This window comes from Streptomyces sp. NPDC002004 (genome assembly GCF_053593975.1).
Genome location: NZ_JBSFDP010000016.1, coordinates 24,775 through 36,015, shown reverse-complemented (window position 1 = coordinate 36,015; position 11,241 = coordinate 24,775). Strand labels below are relative to the sequence as shown.

Genomic DNA, 11,241 nt, shown 5'->3' with positions numbered 1-11,241 from the left:
CCCCACCGGCGCTGGGAATTTTTTCCTCCCCCCGCCCCTAGGGGGGGTCGGGGCTGCCCTCCGGGCGCGCGTCCGCCGGCCCCTCCCCGCCCCCCCCCCCGGGCGGGGGGGCCCCGCCCCCCCCCGCGGGGAGGGGAAGCGGGTGCCGCCCGGGCTCAGTGCCTCTTCACGGCCTTGAGGGCGTCGACGATCCCGTACCCGTAGAAGCCGTTGACGTGGGTGCCGCCCGCACAGGTGGCGTCCACGACGCCGTCGCCGTCCCCGTCGTAGGGCGCGCTCGGGCAGCCCGGGTTGTCCGCCTGCTCCTTCAGCAGCGCCTGGAGCTGGGCGGGCGTGGCGTGCGGATGCGTGGACTTCAGCAGCGCCGCAACACCCGCGACGTGCGGCGACGCCATCGAGGTGCCCTGGAGGAAGCCGTACTGGCCGCCCGGCATGGTGGACAGGATCCGGCCGTTCTGCGACGGCGTGTCGGGGATCTGGTACTTGTCGCCGCCGGGTCCGGCGACGTCGACGACGCCCTGGCCGTAGCTGGAGTAGTACGACTTGGCGCCCTTCACCCCGGTGGCGCTGACCGTCACCACGCCCGGCAGCTGGGTGGGCACGTCGAAGCACGTGTGGGGATCGACCGTGCGGGTCGACGCGGTCGAGTCGTCCGGGCTGGAGTCGTCGACCAGCGCGTCGGAGTCCAGGTCGTCGTTGGAGTTGCCAGCCGACGCGACATTGAGGGTGCCCTTGCGCTGCGCGTACAGCTGCGCCCGGTTGACGGCGTCCACGATGGCCCGCTGGTCGGGGTCGTCCATGCAGTTGTACAGCCACGGGTCGACGTAGTAGCTGTTGTTGGTGACGTCGATGCCGTGGTCCGCGGCGAAGACGAAGGCGCACACGACGCTCTCCGGGTAGAAGAGCTCGCTGACCGGGTCGGCCACCTTGATGGCCGCGACCTTCACGCCGGGCGCCACGCCCGCGACGCCGATGCCGTTGCGGGCCGCGGCGATCTCGCCGGCCACGTGCGTGCCGTGGTAGTGGTCCGGATTCGCCGGCCGCCAGGCTCCGGGGGAGGTGTCCGGCTTGCCGCCGACACAGTTCGCGGACTGCGACGCGGAGAAGTTGGGGGCGATGTCCGGGTGGGTGTCGTCCACACCGGTGTCGATGACACCGACCGTAACGTTTCTGCTGCCCGGGTCGATCCGGGCGGCCTGGTCGGCCCCGATCGCGCGCAGATCCCACTGGTCGGCCTCGAGGGGCTCGGTCCCGGGGGCCGCGTCACGGGCGACGGCCGCGGCCTGAGCCTTCGACAGATACTGGGCGGCGCCCTCGTCGGTGGTGCCCGTCGCGGTCAGCGGAGCGGTCCGGGTGGCGCCGGCGGAGTCCACTCCGCGCACCGCACGCATCCGTGCGGCGAAGTCGGGGGCGGAGGAGTGGGCGACGATCACGCCGATCTTCTCGTACGTGACGACGACCGTCCCGCCCGCCTGCTCGACGGCCCGCTGCACCGACGCGACCGTCCTGCGGTCGGTCCGGGTGTTCACCACGTAGGTGAGTGCCGTGCCCTCCGCGGGCGAGGCGGCGGCAGCGTCCGCGGCGGCCGGCGCGACGAGCGGTGCCGCGGAGGCCGCGCCCGGCACGAAGCCCAGTGTCGCCGTGAGCGCGAGACCGAGCGGCAGGGCCAGTGCGAGCCTGCGTCTGGAGCGCAGATGAACCATGGGATCTCCACATCATCCGAATACGGGACTGCCCGAACACGAGTGGTGCTCGGGCAGGTGCATGACGGGTAGCTCAGGGTGAAGCTATCCCGCGTACTCGCTGGCCAGCAATCAGTTCGCGGAAGAATCCAGGGCCGTTGGAGCGAGCCGCGCGTGTCCACGTGACGTGGAACGGCCGACATGAGCACGATCGAGCCCCCTGTCGGATCACGCGCCGTGGCCCTACCATCGCCAACCGGTCCCTGTGATCCACGTCACTGATCCCCGTTGGTCGCAGCGAGGCCGACGCACCATGCCCGTACCGTCCCCCACCCCCTCCGTCACCCTCAGCACGAGGAGACTCCGTGGCCACCGACGTACCACCACCGAAGGACGGAACCGACCAGAGGACCGCACCGCCCGGCGCGGACGCGTTCATCGCGATGCAGGAGAGCCCCGAGTTCGGCGAACTCCGCCACGCTCACCGCTCCTTCGCCTTCCCCCTCACCATCGCCTTCATCGCCTGGTATCTGCTGTACGTGCTGCTGTCGAACTACGCCGGCGACTTCATGGGCACCAAGCTCTTCGGCAACGTCAACGTCGCCCTCGTGCTCGGCCTCGCCCAGTTCCTCACCACGTTCCTCATCGCCTGGTGGTACTCCCGCCACGCCGCGACCAGGCTCGACCCCAAGGCCGCGGCCATCAAGTCCCGGATGGAGGAGGGCGCATGAGCCCCGCAGTCACCCACGTCCAGGGCCTCCCGCTCGCCGCGGGCGAGGCGAGCCAGCACCGGCCGCTGATCATCTCGCTGTTCGCGGTCTTCGTCCTGGCCACCCTCGTCATCACCGTCTGGGCCGGCCGCCAGACCAAGGACGCCGCCGACTTCTACGCCGGCGGACGGCAGTTCAGCGGCTTCCAGAACGGGCTCGCCGTCTCCGGCGACTACATGTCCGCCGCATCGTTCCTCGGCATCGCCGGTGCCATCGCCCTCTTCGGCTACGACGGCTTCCTCTACTCCATCGGCTTCCTGGTCGCCTGGCTCGTCGCCCTGCTGCTGGTCGCCGAACCGCTGCGCAACTCCGGCCGCTACACCATGGGTGACGTCCTCGCCTACCGGATGCGCCAGCGCCCGGTGCGCACCGCCGCCGGCGCCTCCACCATCGTCGTCTCGATCTTCTACCTGCTGGCCCAGATGGCGGGCGCCGGGGTCCTGGTCTCCCTGCTGCTCGGCATCACCAGCGACGGCGGAAAGATCGGCATCGTCGCGCTGGTCGGCGTCCTGATGATCGTGTACGTCACCATCGGCGGTATGAAGGGCACCACCTGGGTCCAGATGGTCAAGGCCGTTCTGCTCATCGGCGGCACCCTGCTCATCACCTTCCTGGTGCTGCTGAAGTTCCACTTCAACATCTCCGACCTGCTCGGCAAGGCGGCCGACAACAGCGGCAAGGGCGCGGCCTTCCTGGAGCCCGGCCTCAAGTACGGGGCCACGCCGACCTCCAAGCTGGACTTCCTCTCGCTAGGCATCGCGCTCGTCCTGGGCACGGCGGGCCTGCCGCACATCCTCATCCGCTTCTACACGGTCCCCACCGCGAAGGCCGCGCGGAAGTCCGTGAACTGGGCGATCGGCATCATCGGCGCCTTCTATCTGATGACCATCGCGCTGGGCTTCGGCGCCGCCGCCCTCATCAAGCCCGAGGAGATCATCGCCTCCAACAAGGCGGGCAACACGGCGGCACCCCTGCTCGCCCTGCACATCGGCGGCATCGACTCGGACTGGGGCGCCATCCTGCTGGCGACGATCTCCGCGGTCGCCTTCGCCACCATCCTCGCGGTGGTCGCGGGTCTCACGCTCGCCTCGTCCTCGTCGTTCGCGCACGACATCTACGCCAACGTCATCAGGAAGGGGAACGCGAGCGAGAAGGACGAGGTGCGCGCCGCCCGCTGGGCCACCGTCGCCATCGGCATCGTCTCCATCGGCCTCGGCGCGCTCGCCCGTGACCTCAACGTCGCCGGCCTCGTCGCGCTCGCCTTCGCGGTCGCCGCCTCCGCCAACCTGCCGACGATCCTCTACAGCCTCTTCTGGAAGAGGTTCACCACGCAGGGAGCCCTGTGGTCGATCTACGGCGGCCTGGTCACGGCCGTCGTGCTGGTGCTGTTCTCGCCGGTCGTCTCCGGGAAGCCCACGTCGATGTTCCCCGGCGTCGACTTCCACTGGTTCGCGCTGGAGAACCCCGGCATCATCTCGATCCCGGTGGGCTTCCTGCTCGGCTGGCTCGGCACGGTCCTGTCCAGGGAGACCGCCGACGCGGGGAAGTACGCCGAACTGGAGGTGCGGTCCCTCACGGGCACCGGGGCCCACTGATTCACGGGCGCGTCATCGTCGTGACATCCAGGCGTCGTGCGGCCGTGCATCGTAGAGATCTACCAGGCGGTCGCGCGGCGCCTCGTGGGATCGGGCCCCTGTCGATGTCGGTCCGGTCACGTAGGCTCGCAGGTAGCAGATCGAATTCGGACAGGATCCGGACGGCACACCGGGATCCGGGACGGGGAGGGGGCCAACAACGTGCTCATCGACACCTTCGGCCGCGTGGCCACCGACCTGCGCGTTTCGCTGACGGACCGCTGCAATCTGCGGTGTACGTACTGCATGCCCGAGGAGGGCCTGCAGTGGCTCGCCAAGCCCGATCTGCTCACGGACGACGAAATAGTCCGCCTCATCGACATAGCCGTCACCCGCCTCGGCATCACCGAAGTCCGCTTCACGGGCGGCGAGCCGCTGCTGCGTCCCGGCCTGGTGGGCATCGTCGAGCGCGTCGCCGCGCTGGCCCCGCGCCCCCAGATGTCCCTGACGACGAACGGCATCGGGCTCAAGCGCACTGCGGAGGCGCTCAGGGCCGCCGGCCTGGACCGGGTCAACGTCTCGCTGGACACCCTCCGCCCCGAGGTCTTCAAGACCCTCACCCGCCGCGACCGCCACCACGACGTGCTGGCCGGCCTGGAGGCCGCGCAGGCCGCCGGCCTCGCGCCGGTCAAGATCAACGCGGTGCTGATGCCGGGGCTGAACGACGACGAGGCCCCCGACCTGCTGGCCTGGGCCGTCGCGCACGACTACGAGATGCGGTTCATCGAGCAGATGCCCCTCGACGCCCAGCACGGCTGGAAGCGCGAAGGCATGATCACCGCGGGCGATATCCTGGCCTCGTTGCGGACGCGGTTCGAGCTCACCCCGGAGAACTCCGACGAGCGTGGCTCCGCACCCGCCGAGCGCTGGATCGTCGACGGCGGTCCGCAGCGCGTCGGCGTCATCGCCTCCGTCACCCGCCCGTTCTGCGCGGCCTGCGACCGCACCCGCCTCACCGCCGACGGCCAGGTCCGCACATGCCTGTTCGCCACCGAGGAGACGGATCTGCGCACGGCACTGCGGTCGGACGCGCCGGACGAGGAGATAGCCCGTATCTGGAAGCTGGCGATGTGGGGCAAGAAGGCGGGCTCCGGCCTGGACCACCCCGAGTCCTTCCACCAGCCCGACCGCCCGATGTCGGCGATCGGCGGCTGACGCCCGCCGGACGACCGCGGGGCATCGGCACCGAGCGGAGCCATGCCCGGCGATCGGCGGGCGACGCCGCCCGGAGGACCGCCGGGCATCCGCACCGGACGGTCCGCGCCGGGCGATCGGCGGACGACGGCTACTCCGTGCCCTCGCGGGACTCCCATTCCTCCAGCGCCACGACGTCCTTCAGAAAGCCCCGCACGCCGAGGAACTGCGACAGATGCTCACGGTGCTCCTCGCACGCCAGCCATGTCTTGCGGCGCTCCGGAGTGTGCAGCTTCGGATTGTTCCAGGCGAGAACCCATACCGCGTCGGCGCGGCAGCCCTTCGCGGAGCACATGACGGAGTCGGGAGCAGGAGCGGAGAAGTTCACGCTCTCAGCCTAAGGAAAAGGCGACGCCGAGCAGCCACGGGGGGAGCTGCCCGGCGTCGGTCCGTCGCTCCGACGGGGGATGCGGAGCGCGTACGCAGTATGTCACGGAGGAGTGGTCGCCCGGCACCGGAACAACATGATTGATCTGAGGTTTTCTTGAGCTTTGCGGAAACGCCGTGGTCAGGCCGGGTCCCGGGGTGTACCACCGGGCTCCTCGCTCCGGGTACCGGAAACGTCCTCCGGGGCCGAATCCGCCGTAGAGCCCGATGACGGGGCCGGGAGCATCGGCCGCGACGGCCCGGGGACGAAGGCCGACGGCAGCGAGGGGGCGTTCTCCCGGCCGGCGTTCGCGATCACCACGGCGATATAGGGCAGGACCGCGCCGAGCACCAGGGCCACCAGCGACACATACCGCTCGACATTCCAGAGCACCGCCGCGAGGACCACCGCCACGGTACGGACGGACATCGAGATGACGTAACGGCGCTGCCTGCCGCGCACGTCCTCCTGGAGGCCCTGCCGTGCTCCCGTGATCCGGAAGACCTCGGTGCTGCTCCGCTTCCGCATCACGCTCCACCACCACCTGCTCCGTCGGACCTCCCCTGGTCCGAGCTGTTTCCACGGTACGCCGCACCCCCTGTGCCCACGAGACCGGGGGACGGCTCGCCGGGAGCGTGTCCGGTGCACAGGTCCTCGTACGGACCGCCCGACATGCGCCGTACGGACGACGGCCCGAGACTGGGGTCACCGCTCACGCCGCACCGGTCGGGTCGGCCGTGGGCGAGCCGCACGAGGAGGCAGTGATGGGCTGGTTGTGGGCGATCATCGTCGGGTTCGTGCTGGGGCTGATCGCCAAAGCGGTGCTCCCCGGCAAGCAGCACAGTCCGCTGTGGCTCACCACGATCTTCGGCATCCTCGGCGCCGTCGTCGGCAATGCGCTGGCCGGCGCCTTCGGGATCGCCGAGACGAGGGGAATCGACTGGGGCAGGCACGCCCTCCAGCTGATCGCGGCGATCGTGATCGTCGCGATCGGCGACATGGCCTATGTGGCGCTGCGCGGCAACAAGGTGAAACAGAAGGCCTGACGTCACGAGGGCGGCCCCGCGTTCGGCGCGGAGCCGCCCTTTCGCTGTGCTCGCCGACGGCTCAGCCGCCGGCGACCTCGACCGCGGCCAGGTTCTTCTTGCCGCGGCGCAGCACCAGCCAACGCCCGTGCAGCAGGTCCTCCTTGGCGGGGACCGCGTCCTCGGCGGCGACCTTGACGTTGTTCACGTACGCGCCGCCCTCCTTGACCGTGCGGCGGGCGGCGGACTTGCTGGCCACCAGCCCGACCTCGGCGAGGAGGTCGACGACGGGGCCCAGCTCGGTCACGCGGGCGTGCGGGACCTCCGCGAGGGCCGCGGCCAGCGTGGCCTCGTCGAGGTCCGCCAGCTCGCCCTGGCCGAACAGGGCCCGGGAAGCGGAGACGACGGCGGTCGTCTGCCCGGCGCCGTGCACCAGCGTCGTCAGCTCCTCGGCCAGCGCCCGCTGCGCGGCCCGCGCCTGGGGACGCTCCTCGGTCTGCCGCTCCAGCTCCTCGATCTCCTCGCGGGACTTGAAGCTGAAGATCCGCAGGAACTTCGGGATGTCCCGGTCGTCCGCGTTCAGCCAGAACTGGTAGAAGGCGTACGGCGTGGTCATCTCAGGGTCGAGCCAGACCGTGCCGGACTCCGTCTTGCCGAACTTGGTGCCGTCCGCCTTGGTGATCAGCGGGGTGCCCAGGGCGTGCACCACGGCGTGCGGCTCGGTCCGGTGGATCAGGTCGGCGCCCGAGGTGAGGTTGCCCCACTGGTCGCTGCCGCCGGTCTGCAGGGTGCAGCCGTAGCGCCGGTACAGCTCCAGGAAGTCCATGCCCTGGAGGATCTGGTAGCTGAACTCGGTGTAGCTGATGCCCGCGTCGGAGTTGAGCCGCCGCGAGACGGCCTCCTTCGCGATCATCTTGTTGACGCGGAAGTGCTTGCCCATGTCGCGCAGGAACTCGATGGCCGACATGCCCTGGGTCCAGTCCAGGTTGTTGACCATGATCGCCGCGTTCGGACCGTCGAAGTCCAGCAGCGGCTCGATCTGCGCCCGCAGCCGCTCCACCCACTGGGCGACGGTCCCGGGGTCGTTCAGGGTCCGCTCGGAGGTCGGCTTCGGGTCACCGATCAGACCGGTGGCGCCCCCGACCAGGCCCAGCGGCCGGTTCCCCGCCTGCTGGATCCGGCGCATCGTGAGGATCTGCACGAGGTTGCCCAGGTGCAGGCTGGGCGCGGTCGGGTCGAAGCCGCAATAGAACGTGACGGGGCCGTCCGCGAACGCCTTGCGCAGTGCGTCCTCATCGGTGGAGAGGGCGATCAGCCCGCGCCACTTCAGCTCGTCGACGATGTCCGTCACGGTCGTGTGTCTCCTTGAGCGATGAAAAGAGTGTCGCTGTCAGTCTATGGGGGCGCCGGCCCCGGCTCAGACGCCCTGGCTGACCGAGCTCATGTTGAAGTCCGGGATGCGCAGCGCGGGCATCGCGGCCCTGGTGAAGTAGTCGCCCCACTCGCGTGGCAGCGTCTTCTCGGTCCGTCCTGCCTCGGTGGCCCGGCCCAGCAGGCCGACCGGGGACTCGTTGAACCGGAAGTTGTTCACCTCGCCGACCACCTCGCCGTTCTCGACCAGGTAGACGCCGTCCCGGGTGAGCCCGGTCAGCAGCAGCGTCGCCGGGTCCACCTCGCGGATGTACCAGAGGCAGGTGAGCAGCAGCCCGCGCCCGGTCGAGGCGACCATCTCGTCGAGCGGGACGTCGGCGCCGCCCTCCAGGATCAGGTTGTCGATCGCCGGGGCCACCGGAAGCCCGGTCAGGCCCGCGCTGTGCCGCGTGGTGGGCAGATGCGCTAGCTCGCCGTCGCGGATCCAGTCGGTCGCCGACAGCGGCAGACCGTTGTCGAACACCGACGCGTCGTCGCCCGACGCGTGCGCGAGCACGAAGGGGGCCGACTCCAGACCCGGCTCGTCCGGGTCGCTGCGCAGGGTCAGCGGCAGTTCGGCCAGCTTCTCGCCGACGCGGGTCCCGCCGCCCGGCTTGGAGAACACGGTCCGGCCCTCGGCCGCGTCCCGGGCCGCCGACGACCACATCTGGTAGATCAGCAGGTCGGCCACGGCGGTCGGCGGCAGCAGCGTCTCGTAGCGGCCCGCGGGCAGTTCGATCCGCCGCTCGGCCCAGGCCAGCCGCTGCGCGAGCTCCGCGTCCAGCGCCGCCGGGTCCACGTCCTTGAAGTCGCGCGTCGGACGCCCCGCCCATGCCGAGCGGGTCCGGTCCGGTGACTTCGCGTTGAGCTCCAGCGTCCCGTTCGGCTGGTCGTGCCGCAGCCGCAGCCCCGTCGACGTACCGAGGTAGCTGGTGACCATCTCGTGGTTGGCGAACCCGTACAGCTCGCGGCCGCCCGTGCGGGCCCGCGCGAAGGCCTCGCCGAGCGCCGGCGCGAAGTCCGCGAAGACCGCCGACGACGTCTCGGCCGGCGCGTCCGTGAAGTCCGGCGACGCCGGGACGCCCTCGACCAGCGGCTGCGCGTCCTCGGCGGGCCCCGCGCCGCGCGCGGCGGCCTCCGCGGCCCGCACCAGCGGTTCCAGCTCGTCCACGGTGACCGCCGACCGTGACACCACACCGGCGGCGGCGCCCTGCTTGCCGTCGACGGTGGCGATGACGGTGAGGGTGCGCCCGCGCGTGACGCCGTTCGTCGTGAGCGCATTGCCCGCCCAGCGCAGATTCGCCGTCGAGTGCTCGTCCGCGATCACCACGCAGCCGTCGGCCCGCGACAGTTCGAGCGCACGCTCGACGACCTCGTGCGGCTTGTTCGTACGGGTCATCGACCGGCCTCCTGCGTGGTGTTGAGGATGTTGACGCCCCGGAACAGGGCGGAGGGACAGCCGTGCGAGACCGCCGCGACCTGGCCCGGCTGGGCCTTGCCGCAGTTGAAGGCGCCGCCGAGCACGTACGTCTGCGGACCGCCGACCTTCTCCATCGAGCCCCAGAAGTCGGTGGTCGTCGCCTGGTAGGCCACATCGCGCAGCTGACCGGTGAGCCGGCCGTTCTCGATCCTGAAGAACCGCTGTCCGGTGAACTGGAAGTTGTACCGCTGCATGTCGATGGACCAGGACCGGTCGCCGACGACGTAGATGCCGCGGTCGACGCCACCGATCAGATCCTCGGTGGACAGGCCCCCGGGATCGGGCTTGAGGGAGACGTTGGCCATCCGCTGCACGGGTACGTGCGCGGGGGAGTCGGCGTACGCGCAGCCGTTCGACCGCTCGAAGCCGGTGAGCTTCGCGATGCGCCGGTCCAGCTGGTAGCCGACGAGCGTGCCGTCCCTGACCAGGTCCCAGGACTGCCCGGCGACGCCCTCGTCGTCGTACCCGATGGTCGCCAGGCCGTGCTCGGCGGTCCGGTCGCCCGTCACATTCATGATCTCGGAGCCGTACTTCAGCTTCCCGAGCCGGTCGAACGTGGCGAAGGACGTGCCCGCGTACGCCGCCTCGTAACCGAGCGCACGGTCCAGCTCGGTGGCGTGCCCGATCGACTCGTGGATGGTCAGCCACAGGTTCGACGGGTCGACGACGAGGTCGTACACGCCCGCCTCGACGCTCGGCGCGCGCATCTTCTCGGCGAGCAGCTCCGGGATCCGCGCGAGCTCCGTCTCCCAGTCCCAGCCGGTGCCCGTCAGATACTCCCAGCCGCGCCCCACCGGCGGCGCCAGCGTGCGCATCGAGTCGAACTCGCCGCTCGACTCGTCGACGGCGACCGCCGTGAGCTGCGGATGCAGCCGCACCCGCTGCTGCGTGGTGACCGTCCCCGCCGAGTCCGCGTAGAACTTGTTCTCGTGCACGGTGAGCAGCGAGGCGTCCACGTGGGACACCCCGTCGGCGGCCAGCAACCGCGCGCTCCAGTCGGCGAGCAGCCCGGACTTCTCCTCGTCCGGCACGGAGAACGGGTCGATCTCGTACGAGGAGATCCAGACCTTGTCCGCGTGCACGGGCTCGTCCGCCAGCTCCACCCTCTCGTCGGAACCGGCGGCCTTGATCACTTGCGCCGACAGCTTCGCCATCGCCACGGCCTGCGACGCGACCTTCGCCGCGGCGTCCATCGTCAGGTCCACGCCCGACGCGAAGCCCCAGGTCCCGCCGTGCACCACACGCACCGCGTAGCCCAGGTCGGTGGTGTCCGACGAGCCGGCCGGCTTGGCGTCGCGCAGCCGCCACGCCGCACTGCGCACCCGCTCGAGGCGGAAGTCCGCGTGCTCGGCGCCGAGCGCCCGCGCCCGGGCGAGCGCGGCGTCGGCGAGAGCCCTGAGCGGCAGCGCCGTGAAGGCTTCGTCGAGGGAATGAGGCACGGTGTCTCCTGTCGACGGTGAGACGGTGGGCCGCACGGGCCCGGAGTGACGACCTGATCCGTCCGATCATGTCGCGGAAGGTGGCCGTTCGGCCACACCTTTCCCGGCCGCGGCGCCATGGGTTCTGTAGGGACCCGACAGCGAGTCCCCGATGTCACTGTGGGTGGCCGATTGCCCGCCGGGCGCACGGGACCGATAGGTTTTCGACGTAGTCACCAGCCATCCAGGTATCCCGGACAG

The 11,241-nt window shown here is 70.6% G+C and carries 10 protein-coding genes; 4 read left to right on the top strand and 6 right to left on the bottom strand.

Annotated elements, in window-relative coordinates:
- Positions 1–155: 155 nt before the first annotated feature.
- Complete coding sequence (locus ACWCP6_RS23035) at positions 156–1,703, bottom strand: S8 family peptidase (protein ID WP_450934384.1); 1,548 nt, start codon at positions 1,701–1,703, stop codon at positions 156–158.
- 344 nt (positions 1,704–2,047) lie between these two features.
- Here ACWCP6_RS23035 and ACWCP6_RS23030 point away from each other — a divergent pair, with 344 nt between their 5' ends.
- The 3 genes from ACWCP6_RS23030 (at position 2,048) to moaA (ending at position 5,241) form a co-directional block, all read left to right on the top strand.
- Entirely contained in the window at positions 2,048–2,413 is a 366-nt protein-coding gene (locus ACWCP6_RS23030; RefSeq protein WP_450934383.1) for a DUF485 domain-containing protein, read from the top strand.
- On the top strand, positions 2,410–4,047 hold the full coding sequence (locus tag ACWCP6_RS23025; protein WP_450934382.1) for a solute symporter family protein: 1,638 nt from the start codon (positions 2,410–2,412) through the stop codon (positions 4,045–4,047). The genes ACWCP6_RS23030 and ACWCP6_RS23025 overlap by 4 nt, the downstream gene beginning before the upstream one ends.
- 201 nt (positions 4,048–4,248) lie before the next feature.
- Complete coding sequence (gene moaA, locus ACWCP6_RS23020) at positions 4,249–5,241, top strand: GTP 3',8-cyclase MoaA (RefSeq protein ID WP_450934381.1); 993 nt, start codon at positions 4,249–4,251, stop codon at positions 5,239–5,241.
- Between the two features lie 130 nt (positions 5,242–5,371).
- On the opposite strand, the gene ACWCP6_RS23015 is transcribed toward moaA, so the two are convergent.
- Both ACWCP6_RS23015 and ACWCP6_RS23010 read right to left on the bottom strand, forming a co-directional pair.
- On the bottom strand, positions 5,372–5,575 hold the full coding sequence (locus ACWCP6_RS23015; protein WP_450934479.1) for a hypothetical protein: 204 nt from the start codon (positions 5,573–5,575) through the stop codon (positions 5,372–5,374).
- Between the two features lie 213 nt (positions 5,576–5,788).
- Complete coding sequence (locus ACWCP6_RS23010) at positions 5,789–6,175, bottom strand: DUF3099 domain-containing protein (protein ID WP_450934380.1); 387 nt, start codon at positions 6,173–6,175, stop codon at positions 5,789–5,791.
- A 236-nt stretch (positions 6,176–6,411) separates the two neighbouring features.
- Here ACWCP6_RS23010 and ACWCP6_RS23005 point away from each other — a divergent pair, with 236 nt between their 5' ends.
- The gene (locus ACWCP6_RS23005) at positions 6,412–6,693 is read left to right on the top strand and encodes a GlsB/YeaQ/YmgE family stress response membrane protein (protein WP_450934379.1); all 282 of its coding nucleotides are present in this window, start codon (positions 6,412–6,414) and stop codon (positions 6,691–6,693) included.
- A gap of 61 nt (positions 6,694–6,754) precedes the next feature.
- Here ACWCP6_RS23005 and tyrS read toward each other — a convergent pair whose 3' ends face one another.
- The 3 genes from tyrS to ACWCP6_RS22990 all read right to left on the bottom strand — a co-directional run bounded on the left by tyrS (position 6,755) and on the right by ACWCP6_RS22990 (position 11,001).
- Positions 6,755–8,023: a tyrosine--tRNA ligase gene (gene tyrS / locus ACWCP6_RS23000; RefSeq protein ID WP_450934378.1), complete on the bottom strand. Its 1,269-nt coding sequence runs from the start codon at positions 8,021–8,023 to the stop codon at positions 6,755–6,757.
- A 66-nt stretch (positions 8,024–8,089) separates the two neighbouring features.
- Positions 8,090–9,481, bottom strand: a complete 1,392-nt coding sequence (locus ACWCP6_RS22995) for a metallopeptidase TldD-related protein (RefSeq protein WP_450934377.1) — start codon at positions 9,479–9,481, stop codon at positions 8,090–8,092.
- Positions 9,478–11,001 carry a TldD/PmbA family protein gene (locus ACWCP6_RS22990; protein ID WP_450934376.1) on the bottom strand — a complete coding sequence of 508 codons (1,524 nt, stop codon included), beginning with the start codon at positions 10,999–11,001 and terminating at the stop codon, positions 9,478–9,480. The genes ACWCP6_RS22995 and ACWCP6_RS22990 overlap by 4 nt, the downstream gene beginning before the upstream one ends.
- Positions 11,002–11,241: the final 240 nt, after the last annotated feature.

Excerpts from the sequence above, each read along its gene's own strand:
- ACWCP6_RS23035 (WP_450934384.1), bottom strand. The coding sequence starts at position 1,703 with ATGGTTCATCTGCGCTCCAGACGCAGGCTCGCACTGGCCCTGCCGCTC.
- ACWCP6_RS23025 (WP_450934382.1), top strand. The coding sequence starts at position 2,410 with ATGAGCCCCGCAGTCACCCACGTCCAGGGCCTCCCGCTCGCCGCGGGC.
- ACWCP6_RS23015 (WP_450934479.1), bottom strand. The coding sequence starts at position 5,575 with ATGTGCTCCGCGAAGGGCTGCCGCGCCGACGCGGTATGGGTTCTCGCC.
- ACWCP6_RS23010 (WP_450934380.1), bottom strand. The coding sequence starts at position 6,175 with ATGCGGAAGCGGAGCAGCACCGAGGTCTTCCGGATCACGGGAGCACGG.
- ACWCP6_RS23005 (WP_450934379.1), top strand. The coding sequence starts at position 6,412 with ATGGGCTGGTTGTGGGCGATCATCGTCGGGTTCGTGCTGGGGCTGATC.
- ACWCP6_RS22995 (WP_450934377.1), bottom strand. The coding sequence starts at position 9,481 with ATGACCCGTACGAACAAGCCGCACGAGGTCGTCGAGCGTGCGCTCGAA.